Source organism: Burkholderia perseverans (assembly GCF_022870505.1).
GTDB lineage: Bacteria > Pseudomonadota > Gammaproteobacteria > Burkholderiales > Burkholderiaceae > Burkholderia > Burkholderia plantarii.
Map to the genome: position 1 here is coordinate 896,582 of NZ_CP045093.1, position 21,002 is coordinate 917,583.

The following is a 21,002-nucleotide window of genomic DNA, read 5'->3' on the forward strand; positions in this document are numbered from 1 at the left end:
GAGGTCATGCACCTGTCCGGCTTGCAGCGCGCCGTGACGGATACGCTCGTCATGGCCGGCAGCTGCAAGGCGGCCTGCGGGCGGCGGACCTGAGGCCCGTTTCGCACCGCCGGCCGAACTGCTCCGGACAGGCGTCATGATGCAATGCGCAAGCCGATGGGAGCGTGACGCGCAGATGGCAATTTTGTCAGGAAGCGGTGGGGCGGTGCCGGCGTGGATCGGCAGGCGTGTCTGTTTGCCCGTTGTTTTCCGCGGCGCGCGGTGCCGGGAGACGGGCGCCGGTTCCGCCGTGAATCGCACCAGGCGGAATCGAAAGATAGGAAAGCTGAGGAGCGTGTTGCCGGTCGCGCCGATGTCGGCACGGCCGGCAAGCGTCACGAGGGCGATACGCTCAGCATTCGAAGCGGCGCGCGTCGAACGGTGCGAGATCGATGTCGGGAGGTTCGCCGCAGATCGCCTGTGCGAGCAGCCGCCCCGTGATCGGGCCGAGCGTCAGGCCGTGGTGATTGTGGCCGAATGCGAACCACATGCCCGGGTGCCGCGGCGCGGCGCCGAGCACCGGGCGCATGTCGGGCGTGCAGGGCCGCATGCCGAACCACGGCGCCGGGTCGAGCCGCTCGCCCAGGCCGAAGGTGGGCCGCGCGATGCGCTCGGCGCGCGCGAGCTGGATGCCGGTGGGCGGCAGCGAGCGCGCGGCGAGTTCGACGCCGGTGGTCAGCCGCAGGCCGCGCTGCATCGGTGCGATCGCGTAGCCTTCCTCGATGTCGATGACGGGTGCCGAGAGGCCCGGCTTGTCCGGAGGCGGCGCGTAGTGCATGTGATAGCCGCGCTTGTCGCGCAGCGGAATGCGGTAGCCGAAGCGGGCAAACACGGCGTCGGACCACGGGCCGAGTGCAATCACGACGTCGCGCGCGCTCGCCTCGCCGTGGTCGGTCCGCACGCGCCAGCCGCTGTTGCCGCCGCTGTCCCGGGCGGCGCCGATCGGGGCGAGCGTGGTCGCGTCGCCGGTCAGCAGCGTGCCGCCCAGTTGCGTACACAACGATGCATAGGCGCCGACCAGCGCGCCCGGGTTCGACACCGCCTTCGGATCGAGCCAGTGGATGCCGCCCGCGAAGCCGTCGCGCAGCGAGGGCTGCTGCGCGCGCAGCGCGGCGGCGTCGAGCGCCGTGTAGCGCAGGCCGTGCGAGCGGGCCAGCGCGGCCGCCTGCGCTGCGCCCCGCTCGAACGCGCGCGGCGAGCGGAACGCCTCGATCCAGCCGCTCGCCTGCACCAGGGCGGCCGCTTCGGCGCTGCGTGCCGTCAGTGCGTCGTGCTCGATCACGCTGCGCTCGATCAGCGGACGCATGTCGCGTGCGGCCGCGGCGTGGCGCGCCGGCGCCGATTCGTGCCAAAAGCGCAGCAGCCACGGCGCGAACGACGGCAGCGAGGGCGGATGCCAGTACAGCGCGGTGGCCTGGTTCGCCGCGTAGCGCAGCAGCGCGCCGGGGCTGCGCGGGAACGCGTAGGGCATCACCGACGAACGCTCGATCAGCCCCGCGTTGCCGAAACTCGTGCCGAGGCCGGGCGCCTGGCGATCGACGAGCGCGACGCGCCGGCCGCGATCCTGGAGATGCACTGCAACGCTGACGCCGACGATGCCGGCGCCGAGGACGATGACGTCGAAATCCATGGGCGTGAGCGAGGCGAAGAGGGAGTGGAAAGGGGATTCTCGCCGATTCGCGCGCCGGACAAAAGGATGATGGCCCGGATTGGGTCGCCCGTGGCGTTCGATGGAAGGCGGCGGGCGAATGCGTCACGCTCGCGGATCCCGGCATGGGCGGCGTACCGTTGTCCATCGTGTGATGCGATGATGCGGTGGCAGCCGACGCGACAACGATGTCGCCATGCCATCCCAACCGACCACGGAGTGCCGGAACTTGGACACGATCGCTTCGATCCTGAACGCCGACCTCGCTCGCTTCCGGCAATACATTCCGGCCAATGCGGCATTCCCCGGCAACATCGGCGTGTTCCGATTCGTTCCCGACGAGACGACCAGCTTCGCGCAGCCGCCGGATGCGCCGTATTCGTTTGGCGCCGACGTATTCGGCGAGCGCGTGTTCGGCGCGAGCTTCATGATCTACGACGCGATCCGGGAGGGGGTGCGGGATGATTTCGCCGAGGGCTGCACCATCGTCACGAACGCGGTCACCGGCACCGACGACGATGACAATCCGCTCGGCTACGTCATTTACGAGCACGAGATCAAGCCGGTCGAGGGGGAGAGCGCGTCGCTGGTCGACGAATATTATCCGGCGGCCACGGCACGGAGAATCTATGACTCCGAGTACCTGCTCGCGAACTACGTGCAGCGTGAAATCGACCGGCGCCATCTCTCTTCCGGCGTCTGGCACCTGCTGACGGAACTGCCGCCCTGCAAATCGTGCGTCGGCGTGCTCGATGGATTTCTCAACGGCAATGGCGGCGTTTATCTGAGGGTCTATCACCTCAAGCCGGGGAATCAGTCGACGGGTAATTTCGCGCCGCTCGCCGCCACGAATCGGGCGACGCTGCAACTGATCTGAGTGGCGGGTCGATGGCGCGCACGCCCGGCCCGGCCTGATTTTCGGACCGGGCGGCCCGCTACCGCGAGAACGCCTCCATCCCCTCGTACTCGATCACGAGATCCGATTCCGCCACCGCCACGCAAGGCAGGATCCACCCCTCGCGCTTCTCCTGCGCGCTGACTCCGGGCCATTCGATCCGATACCGCACGCTGCCCTCGCGCAGCCGGCACAGGCAGGTGCGACAGGTGCCGTTGCGGCACGAGCGAGGCAGCGACACGCCCTCGAAGCCGGCGGCCTCGAGCAGCGACAGCGAATCGGGCGCGTCGAAGCTCGCGCCGAGCGGCTCGACGCGGACGCGGTAGGTGCGTTCGGATGCTTCTGCGGTCATCGGCGGGCGGGGCAACGGATGGTGCCGGGCAGGGCGGCGGGACCGCCAGCATACCCGAAGCGCCTGCTGTCCTCGGGGCTCAGGCCTCGCCGCGTCGCCGCCGCAGGTGCCGGTAGACGGTGTTGCGCGCGAGCCCGAGCTCGCGCGCGGCGGCCGACACGTTGCCGTGATGGCGAGCGAGCGTGCTGTCGATCAGCGAGGCCTGGTGCGCGTCGAGCGTGGTGGCGGCGGGTGACGTGGAGGCGGGCGATGTGGAAGCGGCGGCATGCGGCGTGGCGCCGGTTTCGCCGGCGCGTCCACCGGGGCAATCGAGCCAGAAGTCGTCAGGCAAATGCTCGATGCCGATCTCGGGCGCGTCGTCGGCCAGCATGCCGGCGGTGCGCAGCACGTTCGCCATCTGGCGCAGATTGCCGGGCCAGCGGCAGCGCGCGAACGCCTCGTGGACGGCGTCGGACACGCGCGTCGGCAGCGTCTCGCCGCGCGCGAGCCGGGCCAGCATGCGCCGCACCAGCTCGGGCTGGTCGCTGCGCTGCGCGAGCGCCGGCAGCGTGACGGCGAGCCCGTTGATGCGATAGTAGAGATCCTCGCGAAACGTCTGTTCGGCGATCATCGCGCGCAGGTCGCGGTGCGTGGCGCACACCACCCGGATGTCCACCGGCAATGCCCGGCCGCCGCCGAGCGGTACCACGGCGCGCTCCTGCAGCACCCGCATCAGCCGCACCTGCTGCGCGAGCGGCATGTCGCCGATCTCGTCGAGGAACAGCGTGCCGCCGTCGGCCTGCACGATCCGGCCCGGGTTGCCGCGCCGCCGCGCGCCCGTGAACGCGCCGTCCTCGTAGCCGAACAGTTCGGCCTCGATCAGCGAATCGGGCAGCGCGGCGCAGTTGACGGCCACGAACGGCCCGTCGCGGCGCGGCGAGGCATGATGCAGTGCCCGCGCGAGCCACTCCTTGCCGGTGCCGGTCTCGCCGAGGATCAGCACCGGCAGATCGCGTCCGCGAATCTTGCCGACTCGCTGCAGGACCGCGGCCAGCCGCGCGTCGCCGGTGTCGAGCGTGGCGAACGTGATCGTCTCGGGGTTGGCGTCGCCGGCATCGGGCGGGGTGGGCGCGGTGTCGGCCGGGCGTGCCGCCGGCGCGGCCGGCCGCGCGGCGCCACCGGTGCGGGGCGCGTCGGCACGGGGGGAGTCCGCACGAGGCGAGTCGGCATACTCGCAGCGCGCGAACACGCGCACGCCGGTGGCGAGCGTGAGCGGCAGCGTCGTGCCGGCGTCGCGCGCGGCGTGGTCGGCGAGCCGCGCGAACGGCACGCCGAACAGCGCGTTGCAGCCTTGATCCTGCAGCGCGTCGAGCGTCGCGCCGAACTGGAACTGCGCGCTGCGGTTCGCGGCCAGCAGCGTGCCGTCGGACTGGAACGCCACGAGCCCGCCGAACAGCGAATCGACGAACTCGGCGTGCGTGTGGAAACGCACCCGCAGGGCGGCGTCGCAGGCGTTCGCGAACAGGTGGTTCTCGATCAGTTGCGCCGACATCCTGACGAGCGCGAGCGTGTGCGGGCCGAAGCCGCGCGGGTCGCCGCTCACGTCGAGCGCGCCGAGCAGGCGGCCGAACGGGTCGGCGATCGGCACGCACGAACACGACAGCACATGGTTCGCGCGCAGGAAATGCTCGTCGCCATGCACGGTGACTGCCTGGTTCGCGACCAGCGCGGTGCCGATCGCATTGGTGCCGCGCGCGCCCTCGGCCCACGACGCACCGGGGCGCAGCGCCACGCGGTTCGCCTTCTCGACGAAATCGGCGTCGCCGATGCTGTGCAGGATCATGCCGTCGTGATCGGTCAGGAGTACCAGACTCTGGGTATCGGCGATCTGCGCGTGCAGCGCTTCCATCACGGGCCGCGCGTGCGTGTAGAGCGAGCGGCTGCCGTCGATCAGCTCGCGCATCGCGCGCGGCGAGAGCGGTGCGTAATCGGGGCGGTCGGAGGCGCGCAGGCCGCCCGATGCCGAACGCGCATGGGCCTGCGCGAGCAGGTCGAGACGGTTGTCGGCGGCGGGCAGCACGGTGGATTGCGGCATGTCTGTCTCCAGGGGAGCCGTGGGCGGCACTCCGATTGTGGCTCGGCGCGGGAGCGCCCGCGTCGGCACGCGTCATGATACAAGCGCGCGGCGCCGCGCGCGACCGCAATTCCGCGAGGGAGCGCATCGGCCAAAGTCATCGCGCGTGGGCCGTGCGCGTGGGCCGTGTTCTGGCAGCGCCGGCCGTGGCCCGTGGGTCCGCGGCGTCGCCCGCGCGTCGCCCATGCCGGTATTCGCGGCTTCGGGCAACGCGTCTTGCGCATCGCAACATGCCGGCGTTGCGCATGGCGGCGCACGGCGCGCGAGCCGCCATTTCATGGGGGCTTGCAGAAAACCCGACGCTTGCACGGCACCTCCGGCGGCGCGCCGGTTCATTTTTTTTCGCGCCTTGCGTGCGTGGCGAAAGCGTCTACAGTGAAGACAACCGGTGCCGCCGGCCGCGCGATCATGCCCGCGCGCGCCGCCCGCCGGCCGTCCCGCGCACACCGGGCCGACAAGGCCGCGAGCGGTGTGCGCGGCCGTTTGCATTCTCGTCACGGCAAAGGCGGCACCCATGCAGATCCACTTCCCGAACGAAGCTCCCGCCTATTCGGGGCGCGAACTGACGCTGGCCTTCACGGCGCTGGTCGATGGCGAACGGGTGCAGTGCCAGATCACGGCCGAGGCGCTCGAAGCGCATTTCGGCGCGGCCTCGCCGCGCTTCGAGGACATGGTGGGCGCGTTCTCGACACACCGGCCGCGCATCGAGGCCGCCGCCCGGCGGCTGCTCGCCGACACGCGGGCGCGCTGCGTGACGCTGCGCAGCGGCTACGTGAGGTTCTACGAGGCGAATCTGGATTGACGGCGCTGGCCCGGCCGGCACGGGCGGCCTGCTTCAGGGCCTGCTTCGCGGCTTACTTCGCGCGCGAACGCGAGATCGCCGCGCGCCGGTCGCCCGGGTCCGCGTCGGAGGCGGCGGGCGTGTCGGGTATGTTCAGCACGGCGGGCCGCAAGTCCTTGTCGAACTCCTCGGCGCGCAGCCGGATCTTCTGCGCATAGGCCCGCGAGCCGCCGTAGCGGCGCATGGCGGTGTCGAGGTCGCCGTTGGCGGCCTGCATGTAGCCGTAGAGGATCGCGGAGCCGGCGTTGATGTTGGCGGTGGGCTCGGTCAGATCCTTCACGTTGCGCAGCAGCCCGCGATGCACGGACGGCACGACCTGCATGAGCCCGGTGGCGCCGTTCGCGCCCTTCGCCTTCTCGCGAAAGCGCGATTCGATCGAGATGATCGCGAGCAGCACGGCGGGCGGCAGCGAATACTTCGCGGCGGCCAGCGAGACGGCGTCGGAGATCTGCTCGGCCTTCTGCTTCGCGACGCCGAACTTGCGGATCAGGTAAGTGGATACCGGCCCCCTGGCCGGCGCGCCGGCCTGCGCGAGCGGCGCGGAGGCGATGGCATCCGATGCAGTGGCCGATGCCGCGACGGCAGGCACGGGCGCGGCGGCATCGGCCAGCGCCGCGAACGCAGCGGGCGCCGCGCAGGCGCAGACGAGCAGGAGAACGATCGAACAGGGGACGCGCCGCATGGGTCTCGGGAAACGCAACCGGGGCGCATAGTATAGCCACCCCGGGGCCGGCACGGACGACGAACGCGGCACCGGCACGGCGCGGTCCGGACCGGCGGCGCGGCTCAGTCGGCGCCCAGATAGAAGTAGCGGAACAGGAACACGATCGCGATGATCCAGACCACCGCCTTCACTTCCTTCAGGCGGCCCGTCAGCAGCTTGAGCCCGGCATAGGCGATGAAGCCGAACGCCACGCCGTTGGCGATCGAATAGGTGAACGGCATCAGCAGCGCGGTCAGCGCGGCGGGCACGGCCTCGGTGGCGTCGTCCCACGGCACGTCCACCATGTCGCGCAGCATCAGGCACGACACGTAGAGCAGTGCCGGCGCGGTGGCATAGGCGGGCACCACGCCGGCCAGCGGCGCGATGAACAGGCAGGCGAGGAACAGCACGGCCACGGTCACCGCGGTCATGCCGGTGCGGCCGCCCGCCTGCACGCCCGAGGCGCTTTCGATGTAGGCGGTGGTCGACGAGGTGCCGAGCACCGAGCCCGCCACGATCGCGGTGCTGTCGGCCAGCAGCGCGCGGTTCAGGCGATGCATCTTGCCGTCCACCAGCAGGCCCGCGCGGTTGGCCACGCCCATCAGCGTGCCGGTGGCGTCGAACAGCTCGACCAGGAAGAACACCAGGATCACGTTGATCACGCCGGTGGCGAGCGCGGCATGGATGTCGAGCTGGAACAGCGTGGGCGAGATCGACGGCGGCGCGGAGACGATGCCGTGGAACTGGTTGCCGCCGAAGAAGAACGACAGCACGGTCACCGCCACGATGCCGATCAGGATCGCGCCGCGCACGCGCAGCGCGTCGAGCGTGACGATCGTGAAGAAGCCGATGATGGCGAGGATCGTGGTGGGCGCGTGCAGGTTGCCGAGCGTGACGAGCGTGGCCGGGCTGCCGACGATCACGCCGGCCGTCTTCAGCGAGATGATGCCGAGGAACAGGCCGATGCCGGCCGTGATCGCCACGCGCAGCGTCTTCGGGATGCCGTTGATGATCGCCTCGCGCACGCGGAACAGCGTGACCACCAGGAACAGGCAGCCCGAGATGAACACGGCGCCGAGCGCGGCCTGCCAGGTGAAGCCCATGCCCTTGACCACCGCGTAGGCGAAGTAGGCGTTCAGGCCCATGCCGGGCGCGCAGGCCACCGGGTAGTTCGCGTAGAGGCCCATGATCAGCGAGGCGAGCGCCGCCACCAGGCAGGTCGCGACGAACACGGATTCCTTCGGCATGCCCGCGTCGCCGAGGATCGCCGGGTTCACGAAGATGATGTAGGCCATCGTCAGGAACGTGGTGACGCCCGCGAGCAACTCCGTGCGCAGGTCGGTGCCGGCCTCGGCGAAGCCGAAATACCGTTTGATCGAGTCCATGAAGGGCATTCTCCGGTCGTTGGTCGTGGTGCGCGACGTCGTTCGTGTGTGGTGCGTGGCCACCGGCTTCGGGTACGGCCTCGGATCCGAAGCAGGGCGGTGGCGCGGCTGGATTGCGCGGCTGGATTGTAAACGCAGCGCGATCGCACGCCTATCGGTTGCGCTGCCCCGCGTCGCGCCCGCCGCCGCGTTCGCTTGATGCGGCGCAGGCCGGCGCCGCCCGGCACGCTGCTACCGGCGCGCCGTCCGAACCGCTACGATAGCGCCGCGGGCCGGTGTTGCGCGTGGCCTGCCAGCCGAGCCGGCATCCAACTACCATCCAACTACGATAAGTCGCCAAAAAAGCCACGAGATCATGCCGAGCCAACCCGAACCGTGCGCCGCGCCGCTGTCCGCGATATCAATATCAATCCGCCGTTCGATTCGGCGCTCGTTGCGCATGCATCGATCGCGCGCGGCCGGCGCGAGGCGCGCCGCATGACGCCGCTCGCGCCCTGGATGCCGGTCGCGTTCGCGGAGGCCGGCGTCGCGCGCGGCGGCCCGGGCCACGGCAATCCGCGCATCGTCGAATACCACGGCGCAGCCGGTCTGGCCGGCTACGACGACACGGTCGCGTGGTGTTCGTCGTTCGTCAACTGGTGTCTGGCGCGGGCCGGGTTCAGCGGCACCGGCTCGGCGCTGGCGCGCTCGTGGCTCGACTGGGGCCGGCCGCTCGACGTGCCGGTGCATGGCTGCATCGTCGTGCTGACGCGCGGCGCGCCGGACGGCTGGCAAGGCCATGTCGGCTTCTATCTGCGCCATGAGGGCGAGGCCATCGTGCTGTTCGGCGGCAATCAGCTCGACACGGTGCGCGAGCTGGCCTACGACGCCTCGCAGCTGCTCGGCTACCGCTGGCCGGCCCCGCAGGCGGTGCGTCCGGGCTCGTGAACGCCGGGCCGCGAGCATCGCGTGAAGCTTGCACCGCGCTTGTGCAACGCAGCGGCGGCGCGCCTGGCATGCTTCCTGCCACCTCTTAGATGTCGGTGCCGCATCCAGCAGCCCCGCCCAAGCTCGTACAGCGCCGCCCCACGGGGCTTTGCAGGCAGGACGGCGAGCGGTTCGCCGAACCGGCGCCCGGAAAAAATCGGGTTCCGGATGTAAAAGATTGCAAGGTGCTATCGCCGAAACGAGGTCGGGACTCTAGGATGGAACCGTGGGTCGAACCATTCGATGGCCCGGGCACGACACAGCGCGCAGCTTGCAGAACCGTAAGTCGCCGGACCCGCGCGGTCCGGCATCGCATTCCGATTCATCGGTCGATACGGAGGTCAGCATGTTGAACTGGATCAGTCGTTGGGCAATGCGGCAAGCCCCCACTCCCGAGAAAACCGCCGGCTCGATGCTCGTCACGGCCCGCATGGAGCTGTTCGCCGCCGAGCAGCGCGTGATCGACGCGAAGCTGCAGTCCGATTACTGGCGCACGCGCGTCTCGTTCCTGGAAGAAGTGCAGAAGCAGGGCATCGAGCCGTGGGTGGCCGCGACGTCCGTGGTGCCGGCGGCGCCCGCCGCCGCGCCGTCCTCGCGCGGCCAGAACGGCCCGCGTCTCGCGACCAGCACCTGAGCGTCGCCTCCGCGATGCGCCTGCCGCGGCGCCCGTCCGATCGCGGACGTGCCGCGCCGGCAGGTGCCGCTTAGCGCTTACCGAGGTTCCAACCGCCCAAGCCGCGCGCGTCCTGCCGTGCGCTTTCCTCGCGTGCTCAGCCGCGTCCCGCCGCCGTCTCCCGCTCGCGCCACGCGGCCGGGCTCAGTCCGCTCCAGCCGCGAAACGCGCGGTAGAACGCGCTCGGTTCCGCGAAGCCGGCGGCCGTCGCCACGTCGGCCACGGTCAGCGCCGGATCGGCCAGCGCCTCGCAGGCGATCTCGTAGCGCAACGCATCCTTGATGTCCTGATACGACGCCCCCTCGTGGCGCAGCTTGCGCCGCAGCGTCGCCTCGGCCACGTGCAGCCGCGCGGCCAGCCCGGCCGCGTCGGGCCAGTCACCGGGCGGCAGTGCGCGCAGCATCGCGCGCACGCGGCTCGCCAGCGAATCGGGATTGCGGTACTTGACGATGAAGTTGCCCGGCGCGTTGCGCAGGAACGTCTTCAGCGAGGCGGGCGTCTGCACCACCGGCAGCGTCGCGAAGGCCGGATCGAAATCGACGTGCGAGTGGGCCTCGCCGAAGCGCAGGTCGTCGCAGAAGATCTGCCGATAGTCGCGCGGGACGTCGGGCGCGGCGCTGCGCAGGCACGCGCTCAGCACCGGGATGCGGCGCCCGGTCAGCCAGCAGGTGAGCCCGTAGACGAGGATGAAATAGGTGGCGTAGGTAAACGCGGGCGGCGCGGCGGCGGGCTCGCGATGCACGAAGCGCAGGCGCACGCGCGTGGCGTCGGCGTCGAGTTCGGCGTGCAGGTCGTCGAGCACGCCGCGCATCACGCCGATCGCGCGCGCCAGTGCGCCGAGCCCGGTGCGCGAGCCGAGCGCCGCCTGGCTCATCGCGACGAACGTGCCGCTGCGCATCGGGTGCGAATCCTGGCCGAAGAACTCGTCGTCGAGCGTGCGTGCGATCGCATTCCAGAGCGCGCCGTACTGGCGCGCGCTCACGTGCGCGTCGGGCGCCGCGAGCCCTGGCGCCGCGATGCCGGCCTGCGCGAGCAGCCGGTCGCGATCGGCGCCGCGCCGGTGCGCCAGCGCGAGGCTCGTCTCGACGAGGCGGGCGGAAACGGTTCCCTTGTCGGTGGCTTTCATGCGGGGCTCGGCGTGGCGGTGCGCGATCGCGGACGCGAGCGCGGTATGGCAAAAACGATCATTGTAATTGAGTGCGGCGAGCATCGATACGGCGCGCGCGCTTGCCTACACTGACGGGATCGCAGCACCGCGCACCCGCGCCACGAACGATCAGGCCGCGCCGCCCCACGATGGCGGCGCCGGGCCGCCGACAGGAGACACGCCCGCCATGGATGCGCTCTATACCGAAGACCAGCGAATGATCCGCGATACGGTCCGGGATTTTTCCACCGAAGTGCTGGCGCCGAACGCGGCGCAATGGGACCAGGACGGCGCGCTGCCCGACAGCGTGGTCGCGCAGCTCGGCGAACTCGGGCTGCTCGGCATGGTGGTGCCGTCCGAGTGGGAAGGCTCCTATACCGACTACATCGCCTATGCGCTCGCGGTGGAGGAAATCGCGGCCGGCTGCGCCTCGTGCGCGACGCTGATGAGCGTGCAGAACTCGGTCTGCTGCGGCCCGATCCTCAGCTACGGCACCGACGCGCAGCGCGATCGCTGGCTGCGCGGGCTGGCCTCGGGCCGCATGATCGGTTCGTTCTGCCTGACCGAGCCGCAGGCCGGCTCGGAGGCCAACAACCTGCGCACGCGCGCGGTGCTGAAGGACGGCCGCTGGGTGCTCGACGGCAGCAAGCAGTTCATCTCGAACGCGTCGCGCGCCGCGGTGGCGATCGTTTTTGCCATGACCGATCCCGAGCAGGGCAAGCGCGGCCTGTCGGCCTTCATCGTGCCCACCGACACGCCGGGCTTCCAGGTCGGCAAGCCCGAGAAGAAGCTCGGCATCCGCGCCTCGGACACCTGCCCGATCACGCTCGAACACTGCGAGATCCCCGAGGAGAACCTGCTCGGCGCGCGCGGCGAGGGCCTCAAGATCGCGCTGTCGAACCTCGAGGGCGGGCGCATCGGCATCGCCGCGCAGGCGGTGGGCATCGCGCGCGCGGCGTTCGACAAGGCGCGCCGCTACGCGGCCGAGCGCACCCAGTTCGGCAAGCCGATCGCCGAGCATCAGGCGATCGCCGAGAAGCTCGCCGACATGGCCACCGAGCTGAACGCGGCGCGCCTGCTCGTGCACCACGCCGCGCGGCTGCGCACGGCGGGCCTGCCGTGCCTGTCGGAAGCCTCGCAGGCCAAGCTGTTCGCCTCCGAGATGTCGGAGAGGGTCTGCACCGCCGCGATCCAGATCCACGGCGGCTACGGCTACCTGGCCGACTACGAGGTGGAGCGTCATTACCGCGACGCGCGCATCACGCAGATCTACGAAGGCACGAGCGAAGTGCAGCGCATGGTGATCGCGCGGCAGCTGCTGGCATGAGGTGCCGCGGCGCCGCGCGCGGCCGCCCGGCGTTATGATCACCCCCACACGACGCACGATCACACGCTGCGCGAGATGGAAGGAGACGAGACGATGACGGCGCAGGCTTTCCTCGATGCCCGCGATTTCCTGCTGCGGCACCGCACCGACTACGACACGGCGTACCGCGAGTTTCGCTGGCCGCAGCTGGACACGTTCAACTGGGCACTCGACCATTTCGACGTGATGGCGCGCGGCAACGCGAGCCCCGCGCTGTGGATCGTCGACGCCGTCACCGGCGAGGGCGAACCGGTGTCGTTCGCGCGCATGTCGGAGCAGTCCTCGCGGATCGCGAACCACCTGCGCGTGCTTGGCGTGGGCCGCGGCGACCGCATCCTGCTGATGCTGCCGAACCGCGTCGAGCTGTGGGAGACCATGCTCGCCGCGATGAAGCTCGGCGCCGTGGTGCTGCCGGCCACCACGCAGCTGTCGGCCGAAGACATCCGCGATCGCGTGATGGTCGGCGAGGCGCGCTTCGCCGTGGTCGACGCGGCCGAGGCCGAGAAGTTCGACCAGGCCGGCGTCGATCTCGCGCGGCTGATCGTGGGCGGCGAGCGTGCCGGCTGGCTGCGCTACGAGGACGGCTACGCGGCCGACGCCGCATTCACGCCCGACGCGCCCACCCACGTCCACGACACGCTGCTGCTCTACTTCACGTCAGGCACCACCTCGAAGCCGAAGCTGGTCGAGCACACGCACTTCACCTACCCGGTCGGCAGCCTCTCGACGATGTACTGGATCGGGCTGCAGCCCGGCGACATCCACTGGAACATCAGCTCGCCGGGCTGGGCCAAGCACGCCTGGAGCTGCTTGTTCGCGCCCTGGAACGCCGGCGCCTGCGTGTTCGCGTTCAACTACTCGCGCTTCGATCCGCAGCAGGCGCTCGAGGCGCTGGTGCGCTACGGCGTGACCACGCTGTGCGCGCCGCCCACGGTCTGGCGCATGCTGGTGCAGCAGCCGCTCGCGTCCTACGCGGTCAAGCTGCGCGAGATCATCGGCGCGGGCGAGCCGCTCAATCCCGAGATCATCGAGCGCGTGCGGCGCGCCTGGGGCGTCACGATCCGCGACGGCTACGGCCAGACCGAAACCACCTGCCTGATCGGCAACTCGCCGGGCCAGCCGGTGGTGGCCGGTTCGATGGGGCGGCCGATGCCGGGCTACCGGATCGCGCTGCTCGATCCCGACGGCGCGCCGGTGGCGGAGGGCGAGATCGCGCTGCCGCTCGACGACGAGCGCCCCGGCGGGCTGATGACGCGCTACGCGAACCACGCCGACGCCACCGCCTGGGCGATGCGCGACGGCCACTACCGCACCTCCGACATCGCGCTGCGCCGCGACGATGGCTACTACCTCTACATCGGCCGCGCCGACGACGTGTTCAAGTCGTCCGACTATCGGCTGAGTCCGTTCGAACTCGAGAGCGTGCTGATCGAGCACGAGGCGATCGCCGAGGCGGCCGTGGTGCCGAGTCCCGATCCGCTGCGGCTCGCGGTGCCGAAGACCTTCATCACGCTGCGCGCCGGCTTCGAGCCGGGCGAGGCGCTCGCGCGCGACATCTTCCGCTTCTCGCGCGAGAAGCTCGCGCCGTACAAGCGGATCCGCCGCCTGCAGTTCGCGGAGCTGCCGAAGACCATCTCGGGAAAGATCCGCCGCGTGGAGCTGCGGCGCCGCGAGATCGAGCGCGACGCCGATCCGGCCGCGCGCATGCCCGACGAGTACTGGGAAGAGGATTTCCCGAGCCAGTCGTAATCGATTGCCGCGCGCCGCGGCGCGCGGTTCCGAGTCACCGGCCGGCCGCGCGCGACGCGGCGGCCTTCAAGGAGAGCCGAACCATGAATGCAACGCCGCTGCCCCGAGCCGCGCAAGCCGTGCCGACCGTCCCGCTGCTGATCGACGGCGAATTCGTCGAGTCGAGCACGAGCGAGTGGCGCGACATCGTCAATCCCGCCACGCAGGAGGTGCTCGCGCGCGTGCCGTTCGCCACCGTCGACGAGGTCGACGCGGCCGCCCGCGCCGCGCACGCGGCGTTCGCGAAGTGGAAGACCACCCCGATCGGCGCGCGCATGCGCATCATGCTCAAGTACCAGGAGCTGATCCGCGCGAACCAGACCCGCATCGCGGCCGTGCTGACCGCCGAACAGGGCAAGACGCTGCCCGACGCCGAGGGCGACATCTTCCGCGGGCTCGAAGTGGTCGAGCATGCCTGCTCGATCGGCACGCTCCAGCTCGGCGAGTTCGCCGAGAACGTGGCCGGCAGCGTCGACACCTACACGCTGCGCCAGCCGCTCGGCGTGTGCGCCGGCATCACGCCGTTCAACTTCCCCGCCATGATCCCGCTCTGGATGTTCCCGATGGCGCTGGTCTGCGGCAACACCTTCGTGCTGAAGCCGTCCGAGCAGGATCCGCTCTCCACCATGGAACTGGTCAAGCTCGCGATCGAGGCCGGCGTGCCGAAGGGCGTGCTCAACGTGGTCCACGGCGGCAAGCAGGTGGTGGACGCGATCTGCACGCATCCGCTCGTCAAGGCGATCTCGTTCGTCGGCTCGACCGCCGTGGGCACCCACGTGTACCGGCTCGGCAGCGAGCACGGCAAGCGCGTGCAGTCGATGATGGGTGCGAAGAACCACGCGGTGGTGCTGCCCGACGCGAACCGCGAGCAGACCCTCAACGCGCTGGCCGGCGCCGGCTTCGGCGCGGCCGGCCAGCGCTGCATGGCCACCTCGGCGGTGGTGCTGGTGGGCGCCGCGCGCGAGTGGCTGCCGGATCTCGTCGCCAAGGCCAGGACGCTGAAGGTGAACGCGGGCGTGGAGGCCGGCACCGACGTCGGCCCGCTGGTCTCGAAGGCCGCCAGGGCGCGCGTGCTGTCGCTGATCGAGGAAGGCATCGCGGCCGGCGCGACGCTCGCGCTGGACGGCCGCGACGTGACGGTGGCGGGCTACGAGCACGGCAACTTCGTCGGCCCGACCATCTTCAGCGACGTCACCACCGACATGTCGATCTACACGCAGGAGATCTTCGGGCCGGTGCTGGTGGTGCTGACGGCGGCCACGCTCGACGAGGCGATCGCGCTCGTCAACGCGAACCCGTTCGGCAACGGCGTGGGGCTGTTCACGCAGAGCGGCGCGGCGGCGCGCAAGTTCCAGAGCGAGATCGACATCGGCCAGGTCGGCATCAACATCCCGATCCCGGTGCCGGTGCCGTACTTCAGCTTCACCGGCTCGCGCGGCTCGAAGCTCGGCGACCTCGGCCCCTACGGCAAGCAGGTGGTGCAGTTCTACACCCAGACCAAGACCGTGACGGCGCGCTGGTTCGACGACGACGCGACGGCCGGCGCGGTCAACACCACGATCCGGCTCGGCTGACGGCGCGCGCCGCTAGCCTCACGACCAACCAACCCGGAGACGCACGATGAAGATCGGATTTATCGGCCTCGGCCACATGGGGGCGCCGATGGCGCTGAACCTCGTGAAGGCCGGCCACGAGGTACATGCGTTCGACCTGAACGCCGACGCGCTGCGGCTGGTGGCCGACGGCGGCGCCACGCTGGCGCACACGGCGCGCGAGGCGGCCGCCGATGCCGCGTTCGTGATCACCATGCTGCCGGCGGCGGCCCACGTGCGTGCCGCGCTGACGGCCGCCGACGGCGTGCTGGCCGGCCTCGCGCCCGGCGCGACGGTGATCGATTCGAGCACCATCGATCCGGCCAGCGCGCAGGCGTTCGGCGAGCTGGTGCGCGCGCGCGGCGGCGCGTTCGTGGACGCGCCGGTGTCGGGCGGCACGGGCGGCGCGGCGGCCGGCACGCTGACCTTCATGGTGGGCGGCCCCGCGGCCGATTTCGAGCGGGTCGGCCCGGTGCTGCGCGCGATGGGCAAGAACCTCGTGCATTGCGGCGCGGTGGGGATGGGGCAGGTCGCGAAGATCTGCAACAACCTCGTGCTCGGCGTCTCGATGGCGGGCGTGGCCGAATCGATGGCGCTCGGCGCCGCGCTCGGCATCGACCCGAAGGTGCTCGGCGGCATCCTCAGCACCTCCACCGGGCGCTGCTGGAGCGCCGACACCTACAACCCCTACCCGGGCGTGATCGAGACCGCGCCGGCCTCGCGTGGCTACACCGGCGGCTTCGGCACCGACCTGATGCTGAAGGACCTGGGCCTGGCCGGCGACGCCGCGAAACAGGCGCGCCAGCCCGTCTATCTCGGCGCGCTCGCGCAGCAGCTCTACCAGACGCTGAGCAGCCGCGGCGACGGCAAGCTCGACTTTTCGGCGGTGATCCGCCTCTACCAGCAACCTGTGAACGAGACCCCGCGATGATCGAACTGAGCGAACACGACGACGGCGCGATCGCGCTCGTCACCCTGTCCCGGCCGCCCGCCAATGCGTTCAGCGCCGACGGCCTCGCCGCGCTCGAACGCACCGTGGCGCAGCTCGACGCCGCGCCGCGCGTGCGTGCGCTGGTGGTGACCGGCGCCGGCCCGAAATTCTTCAGCGGCGGCGCCGATCTCGACACCTTCGCGAGCGGCGACCGCGCCGTGGCGCGCGAGATGGCGGCCCGCTTCGGCGCCGCATTCGCGAAGCTGCGCGCCGCGCGCTGCGTGACGATCGCCGCGATCAACGGCTATGCGATGGGCGGCGGGCTCGAATGCGCGCTGGCCTGCGACATGCGGATCGCCGAGCAGCACGCGCAGATGGCGCTGCCCGAGCCGTCGATCGGCCTGCTGCCGTGCGGGCTCGGCACCCAGACGCTGCCGGCGCTGGTCGGCGAGGGCTGGGCCAAGCGCATCGTGCTGGCCGGCGAGCGCGTGAACGCCGAGACCGCGCTGCGGATCGGCCTCGTCGAGGACGTGGTGGAGACGGGCGGCGCGCGCGACGCGGCGCTCGCGCTGGCGCGCCGCGTGGCCGGGCTCGCGCCGCACGCGGTGGCGTCAAGCAAGCGGCTGATCGGGCTGGCGCGCAACGGCGTGCCGTTCGACGCGGCGGTGGCGATCGAGCGCGAGCGCTTCGTCGACCTGTTCGAGACCGGCGAGCCGCGCGAGGGCGTGGCCGCGTTCTTCGGCAAGCGGCGCCCGGACTGGAGCGCCGGCGGCCAGGGAGAGACGCGATGAGCACGCTGCCGAGGGCGTCGGCCGACGCCGGCGCGCCGCCGTCGAACCCGGGCGCGGGCCAGGCCGCCGCGCAGGCCGAGGCGCCGTCCGGACCCGACGTGACGATGCGCGTGGTCAACCGCGTCGCCGTGATCACGCTCGATCGTCCGGCCGCGCTGAACGCGCTCTCGCACGCGATGGTGCGCGAGCTGGCGGTGCTGGTGGAGCGCTGCCGCGGCGACGACGAGATCGTCGCCGTGGTGCTGCGCGGCGCCGGCGGCAAGGGCTTCTGCGCGGGCGGCGACGTGCGCGCGCTCTATCACGGCGCGAAGGCCGGCTCGCGCGACTGGCTCGGCTTCTTCGTCGACGAGTACCGGCTCGACTACGCGCTGCACACGTTCGCCAAGCCGCTCGTCGCGCTGATGGACGGCATCACGATGGGCGGCGGCATGGGGCTCGCGCAGGGCGCCGCGCTGCGCGTGGCGACCGAGCGCAGCAAGATCGCGATGCCCGAGACGCGCATCGGCTTCGTGCCCGACGTGGGCGCCACCCATTTCCTGTCGGCGCTGCCGATCGAGCTCGCGCTCTACATCGGGCTGACCGGCGTCACGCTGTCGGGCGCCGACGCGCTGGTCGCGCGGCTCGCCGACCTGTGCGTGCCGGCCTCGTGGCTCGACACCTTCGAGCAGCGGCTCGAGCGCATCGACTGGGCGGCGGGCGACGTCTCGAGCGCACTGCGCGCGGTGTTCGAGCCGCCCTGCAACATCGTCCCGCACGCGGTGCTGGACGGCCAGCTGCCGTGGATCGTGCGCCACTTCGACCGGCGCTCGGGGATCGAGCGCATCGTCGCCACGCTGCGCCACGACCTGGACCGCGAGGACATCAGCCGCGAATACCGGCAATGGCTGCAGGCCACGCTCGACGCGCTGCTCGGCCACTCGCCGACGATGCTGGTGGTCACGCGCGACGCGCTGCTGCGCGGCCGGCAGATGACGCTCGCGGAGTCGTTCCGGATGGAACTGGCGATCGGCACGCGCGCGATCGAGGACGGCGATTTCGTCGAGGGCGTGCGCGCGCACCTGGTCGACAAGGATCGCCGGCCGCGCTGGGCGCCCGCCTCGCTCGCCGAGGTGCGCAGCGAACGCGTGCGGCACTTCCTGTCCTCGCCGTGGAAGCTCGACGCGCATCCGCTCGCCGATCTGGGGCAGGACTGACGCGGCGCCGGAGCCGGGTAATACCACGACTTTCGTATCGGCCGGGCCGGTTTTTCGTAAACCGGCCGCCGAACGAAACGTCGTGCGCAAACGCGAACGGTATCGACGCAGAGCGCAAGATTTTTTCGGCATTACCACGGCGAACGCTAGACTTTCCGCCGGCGCATGCGAGCGGTGACGAGTCAAACCACGCGGGAATGCATCGTGCAACCCGTTTTAATCAGGATGCACCGGTTCGGATCAATTGGTAGCACTCGCATTGTCACCGCCCCATTCATGGCGGAGATCGCGCGATCGATGCCGGTCCTGCCGGAGCCGGGAGGGCGCAACCCGGTTATACCCCCGATTTCCCCTTTCCATTCCTCGCGTAATTCGCTACCCCGAAACGCCGTTTGACCGGGCGTTTGCCGTTAGCCGATTCGCTCGCGTCGTGATTGCCGGTATTTGATGCCGGCAATTCACGACCGCGAAAACTCGACGTTCAGACTTCTGTAAAGTTTCGTTTTGTTTCAGTACGCGGATCATTTGCTGTCACGCGTGGTGCATAACGGTATGATTCAAACAGGATTCTTTTCATCGCAACGTCGGTGTCATCGAAAATCCAGTACATTCGCAATGCCGGAGTCCTGATACCAGCGGGCTCGGTACAGGTCGAGCCGCCCCGGTCCCGGTGGACGGACGGCATGGCCTGGATGGTTGCCGGCGTGTAGCGTGCAGCCCGGGGCGGAACCACCAAGCGAAACGGGCTTCGGGTTTCGCGCCGACGGTTCGTGTGCCGCGGTTGTGGCGGCGGAGCGAGGCTGGCTACCCTTTTTCTTGGCCGGAGGTTTTGAGAGGAACCACCGGAAGGAGCGCCGGACCGGCCGCCGAGACGAGCGGCCGGGCGGCCTCCCGGCGCGTCTCGTGAGAGCGGGGCGCCCGACAGGGACGTGATGGGCCGGTGCGATCCGGCCCGGCGCGTCCCGCATCGATTGCCGCGTGGGTCCGGACCGTTTGCCGTGCGGTCCGGCCGATCGGCGCGGCAGGCAGCAGCAGTACCCGGCGCCGGACGCAAGCCGTGGAGATCGTGGCCACGATCGCCGCGGCCGGTGCCGGGCACCGGCGTGAAACGGTTTTTGCCGCGGGTGGGCGATGACCGGCTGTTTCTCGCATGGGCTCAACAACAACACATTCCGAGGAAAACGACGTGGTCGAGATATTTGGCAAGCTTGGAAAAATCATATCCAGCACCGGTACTGAGCGCTTTACCTCGGATCTGCACGCATTGCTCGTCGGATCCGTGAACGTAGAGTCGACCAGAATCACCGCCTGGTCCGTCAACGAGGTGAAGGGCGAGATCGTCGGCGTCCATCTGCTGGGCGCGTTCGCGTCCCACGATCAGGACATCCGCCCCAATCAGACGCCGCGTCCGGCCGTCCTGAAGGACGAGCTCTACCGCGGCATGGCCGAGGATCCGCTGTCGAAGCGCATCCTGGCCGCGTCCGACACGCAACTGATCCACATGAACACGTCGCGCCCCGCCGAGGGTGCGTTCGACGCGATCCAGCCGAGCCGCCTCGGCTTCCAGTGTCATCTGGTGTCGCGCAAGGCGAACCGCCGCTACGTGATCTCGCTGTACCGGCCCGACCAGGCCTACGACTTCACGCTGCAGGAGATGACGTTCCTGAAGAGCTGCGCGGAGATGCTGATGCCGCTGGTCGAGATGCATGCCTCGCACCGCCGCTACGCGATGCCGGGCCGTCCGGCCGCGTCGGTGGACAGCGCGGGCGATTCGACCACGCGTCACGAATCGCTGCGCCGCGAGTTCGAGCGCCGGCTGACGAGCGCCTCCGTGGTGCTGTCCGAGCGCGAGATCGAGGTGTGCGTCGGCCTGCTGACCGGCAGCACGTTCCGCGAGATGGCGGACGCGCTCGGCGTCAAGCACAGCACGATCGAGACGTATATCAAGCGCGCGGCGGCCAAGCTCGGCTTCAAGGGGCGTCACGGCCTCGTGAAATGGGTGCTCGACGAATCGTGAGCGCGGCGAGCGATGGCGGTGATCGAGCGGCGTGACGCGGTGTGCCCCGCAGTCGGGCTGCGCGGGTTGGCGATTCCGTCTGGCGGTCCCTGCCTCGGCCGTTCACGCCGCTGCTGCCCGTGCGTACTCACGACACGACACGACACGACGCGTCGTCGCCAGCCCCGATCACGCCCGGTTCGATCGCTCGCGACCGGGCGCGCAACATCCCGCGTTGTCAGGAATCAGGAACAGGAACAGGATCAGGAGAGCAGGGCCATGGATCAGCAGGACATGCCGGAGGTGAGCTTCCGCGAGGCGCGCGACATCGTCGCCATGCTCTGGCATCGCGCGACCCCGGCGGGCCTGGCGCATCGCGGCGGCGTGGTGCGAACCGAAGCCGTGACGGCGCACGACGTGGCCGCGCCGTGTGCCGCGATTTCCGCCACGCTTCCCGCCACATTTTCCGCCACGCGGCCTGTCACACGGGAAGCATCGGGCAGCGAGGAACTGGCCGGCGTGCTCGACGCGTCGGCCTGACGCCGGCCGGCCCGCCCTCCGGCGGGAAGATTGCGTCGTGACG

19 protein-coding genes are annotated in these 21,002 nt (G+C 70.4%); 13 read left to right on the plus strand and 6 right to left on the minus strand.

Annotation, left to right across the window (positions count from 1 at the left end):
• Positions 1-391 precede the first annotated feature (391 nt).
• Complete coding sequence (locus BpN12_RS03770) at positions 392-1,669, minus strand: NAD(P)/FAD-dependent oxidoreductase (protein WP_246793977.1); 1,278 nt, start codon at positions 1,667-1,669, stop codon at positions 392-394.
• 247 nt (positions 1,670-1,916) lie between these two features.
• Between BpN12_RS03770 and BpN12_RS03775 the strand changes: the two genes are divergently transcribed.
• Positions 1,917-2,564, plus strand: coding sequence for a deaminase domain-containing protein (locus BpN12_RS03775; protein ID WP_246793978.1), 648 nt, complete (start codon positions 1,917-1,919; stop codon positions 2,562-2,564).
• 58 nt (positions 2,565-2,622) lie between these two features.
• Here BpN12_RS03775 and BpN12_RS03780 read toward each other — a convergent pair whose 3' ends face one another.
• Together BpN12_RS03780 and BpN12_RS03785 are read right to left on the minus strand one after the other, a co-directional pair.
• Positions 2,623-2,934 carry a 2Fe-2S iron-sulfur cluster-binding protein gene (locus BpN12_RS03780; RefSeq protein WP_042629320.1) on the minus strand — a complete coding sequence of 104 codons (312 nt, stop codon included), beginning with the start codon at positions 2,932-2,934 and terminating at the stop codon, positions 2,623-2,625.
• Between the two features lie 79 nt (positions 2,935-3,013).
• The gene (locus BpN12_RS03785; protein WP_246793979.1) at positions 3,014-5,008 is read right to left on the minus strand and encodes a sigma-54-dependent Fis family transcriptional regulator; all 1,995 of its coding nucleotides are present in this window, start codon (positions 5,006-5,008) and stop codon (positions 3,014-3,016) included.
• Between the two features lie 553 nt (positions 5,009-5,561).
• Between BpN12_RS03785 and BpN12_RS03790 the strand changes: the two genes are divergently transcribed.
• Complete coding sequence (locus BpN12_RS03790; RefSeq protein ID WP_246793980.1) at positions 5,562-5,849, plus strand: DUF1488 family protein; 288 nt, start codon at positions 5,562-5,564, stop codon at positions 5,847-5,849.
• Positions 5,850-5,901: 52 nt separating this feature from the next.
• On the opposite strand, the gene BpN12_RS03795 is transcribed toward BpN12_RS03790, so the two are convergent.
• Positions 5,902-6,570 (minus strand): transglycosylase SLT domain-containing protein, encoded by a 669-nt coding sequence (locus BpN12_RS03795; RefSeq protein WP_246793981.1) that lies wholly within the window; start codon positions 6,568-6,570, stop codon positions 5,902-5,904.
• A gap of 104 nt (positions 6,571-6,674) precedes the next feature.
• Entirely contained in the window at positions 6,675-7,976 is a 1,302-nt protein-coding gene (locus BpN12_RS03800) for an NCS2 family permease (protein WP_246793982.1), read from the minus strand.
• On the opposite strand from BpN12_RS03800, the gene BpN12_RS03805 reads away from it, so the two are divergent.
• The 3 genes from BpN12_RS03805 (at position 7,975) to BpN12_RS03815 (ending at position 9,576) form a co-directional block, all read left to right on the plus strand.
• Positions 7,975-8,175 carry a hypothetical protein gene (locus BpN12_RS03805; protein ID WP_246793983.1) on the plus strand — a complete coding sequence of 67 codons (201 nt, stop codon included), beginning with the start codon at positions 7,975-7,977 and terminating at the stop codon, positions 8,173-8,175. The two genes, BpN12_RS03800 and BpN12_RS03805, sit on opposite strands and share 2 nt — an antisense overlap.
• A gap of 278 nt (positions 8,176-8,453) precedes the next feature.
• Positions 8,454-8,903 carry a TIGR02594 family protein gene (locus tag BpN12_RS03810; RefSeq protein WP_246793984.1) on the plus strand — a complete coding sequence of 150 codons (450 nt, stop codon included), beginning with the start codon at positions 8,454-8,456 and terminating at the stop codon, positions 8,901-8,903.
• A gap of 385 nt (positions 8,904-9,288) precedes the next feature.
• Positions 9,289-9,576: a hypothetical protein gene (locus BpN12_RS03815; protein WP_246793985.1), complete on the plus strand. Its 288-nt coding sequence runs from the start codon at positions 9,289-9,291 to the stop codon at positions 9,574-9,576.
• A 136-nt stretch (positions 9,577-9,712) separates the two neighbouring features.
• On the opposite strand, the gene BpN12_RS03820 is transcribed toward BpN12_RS03815, so the two are convergent.
• Positions 9,713-10,825 (minus strand): AraC family transcriptional regulator, encoded by a 1,113-nt coding sequence (locus BpN12_RS03820; protein WP_246793986.1) that lies wholly within the window; start codon positions 10,823-10,825, stop codon positions 9,713-9,715.
• 124 nt (positions 10,826-10,949) lie between these two features.
• Here BpN12_RS03820 and BpN12_RS03825 point away from each other — a divergent pair, with 124 nt between their 5' ends.
• From BpN12_RS03825 to BpN12_RS03860, 8 genes are all read left to right on the plus strand, one after another.
• Complete coding sequence (locus tag BpN12_RS03825) at positions 10,950-12,089, plus strand: acyl-CoA dehydrogenase family protein (protein WP_246793987.1); 1,140 nt, start codon at positions 10,950-10,952, stop codon at positions 12,087-12,089.
• Positions 12,090-12,182: 93 nt separating this feature from the next.
• Entirely contained in the window at positions 12,183-13,877 is a 1,695-nt protein-coding gene (locus tag BpN12_RS03830) for an AMP-binding protein (RefSeq protein WP_246793988.1), read from the plus strand.
• 83 nt (positions 13,878-13,960) lie between these two features.
• Positions 13,961-15,490 (plus strand): CoA-acylating methylmalonate-semialdehyde dehydrogenase, encoded by a 1,530-nt coding sequence (locus BpN12_RS03835; protein ID WP_246793989.1) that lies wholly within the window; start codon positions 13,961-13,963, stop codon positions 15,488-15,490.
• Between the two features lie 46 nt (positions 15,491-15,536).
• On the plus strand, positions 15,537-16,439 hold the full coding sequence (mmsB, locus tag BpN12_RS03840) for a 3-hydroxyisobutyrate dehydrogenase (protein WP_246793990.1): 903 nt from the start codon (positions 15,537-15,539) through the stop codon (positions 16,437-16,439).
• The gene (locus tag BpN12_RS03845; protein ID WP_246793991.1) at positions 16,436-17,230 is read left to right on the plus strand and encodes an enoyl-CoA hydratase; all 795 of its coding nucleotides are present in this window, start codon (positions 16,436-16,438) and stop codon (positions 17,228-17,230) included. The genes mmsB and BpN12_RS03845 overlap by 4 nt, the downstream gene beginning before the upstream one ends.
• The gene (locus BpN12_RS03850; protein WP_280529126.1) at positions 17,227-18,423 is read left to right on the plus strand and encodes an enoyl-CoA hydratase/isomerase family protein; all 1,197 of its coding nucleotides are present in this window, start codon (positions 17,227-17,229) and stop codon (positions 18,421-18,423) included. Before BpN12_RS03845 ends, BpN12_RS03850 begins: the two co-directional genes overlap by 4 nt.
• Positions 18,424-19,609: 1,186 nt before the next feature.
• On the plus strand, positions 19,610-20,440 hold the full coding sequence (locus BpN12_RS03855; protein ID WP_246793992.1) for a helix-turn-helix transcriptional regulator: 831 nt from the start codon (positions 19,610-19,612) through the stop codon (positions 20,438-20,440).
• A gap of 258 nt (positions 20,441-20,698) precedes the next feature.
• A complete protein-coding gene (locus tag BpN12_RS03860) occupies positions 20,699-20,959 on the plus strand; it encodes a hypothetical protein (protein WP_246793993.1) in 261 nt (86 codons plus the stop codon).
• The last annotated feature ends 43 nt before the right edge of the window (positions 20,960-21,002 follow it).

Excerpts from the sequence above, each read along its gene's own strand:
- BpN12_RS03770 (WP_246793977.1), bottom strand. The coding sequence starts at position 1,669 with ATGGATTTCGACGTCATCGTCCTCGGCGCCGGCATCGTCGGCGTCAGC.
- BpN12_RS03780 (WP_042629320.1), bottom strand. The coding sequence starts at position 2,934 with ATGACCGCAGAAGCATCCGAACGCACCTACCGCGTCCGCGTCGAGCCG.
- BpN12_RS03785 (WP_246793979.1), bottom strand. The coding sequence starts at position 5,008 with ATGCCGCAATCCACCGTGCTGCCCGCCGCCGACAACCGTCTCGACCTG.
- BpN12_RS03790 (WP_246793980.1), top strand. The coding sequence starts at position 5,562 with ATGCAGATCCACTTCCCGAACGAAGCTCCCGCCTATTCGGGGCGCGAA.
- BpN12_RS03795 (WP_246793981.1), bottom strand. The coding sequence starts at position 6,570 with ATGCGGCGCGTCCCCTGTTCGATCGTTCTCCTGCTCGTCTGCGCCTGC.
- BpN12_RS03805 (WP_246793983.1), top strand. The coding sequence starts at position 7,975 with ATGAAGGGCATTCTCCGGTCGTTGGTCGTGGTGCGCGACGTCGTTCGT.
- BpN12_RS03800 (WP_246793982.1), bottom strand. The coding sequence starts at position 7,976 with ATGGACTCGATCAAACGGTATTTCGGCTTCGCCGAGGCCGGCACCGAC.
- BpN12_RS03810 (WP_246793984.1), top strand. The coding sequence starts at position 8,454 with ATGACGCCGCTCGCGCCCTGGATGCCGGTCGCGTTCGCGGAGGCCGGC.
- BpN12_RS03815 (WP_246793985.1), top strand. The coding sequence starts at position 9,289 with ATGTTGAACTGGATCAGTCGTTGGGCAATGCGGCAAGCCCCCACTCCC.
- BpN12_RS03820 (WP_246793986.1), bottom strand. The coding sequence starts at position 10,825 with ATGCTCGCCGCACTCAATTACAATGATCGTTTTTGCCATACCGCGCTC.
- BpN12_RS03825 (WP_246793987.1), top strand. The coding sequence starts at position 10,950 with ATGGATGCGCTCTATACCGAAGACCAGCGAATGATCCGCGATACGGTC.
- BpN12_RS03830 (WP_246793988.1), top strand. The coding sequence starts at position 12,183 with ATGACGGCGCAGGCTTTCCTCGATGCCCGCGATTTCCTGCTGCGGCAC.
- BpN12_RS03835 (WP_246793989.1), top strand. The coding sequence starts at position 13,961 with ATGAATGCAACGCCGCTGCCCCGAGCCGCGCAAGCCGTGCCGACCGTC.
- mmsB (WP_246793990.1), top strand. The coding sequence starts at position 15,537 with ATGAAGATCGGATTTATCGGCCTCGGCCACATGGGGGCGCCGATGGCG.
- BpN12_RS03845 (WP_246793991.1), top strand. The coding sequence starts at position 16,436 with ATGATCGAACTGAGCGAACACGACGACGGCGCGATCGCGCTCGTCACC.
- BpN12_RS03850 (WP_280529126.1), top strand. The coding sequence starts at position 17,227 with ATGAGCACGCTGCCGAGGGCGTCGGCCGACGCCGGCGCGCCGCCGTCG.
- BpN12_RS03860 (WP_246793993.1), top strand. The coding sequence starts at position 20,699 with ATGGATCAGCAGGACATGCCGGAGGTGAGCTTCCGCGAGGCGCGCGAC.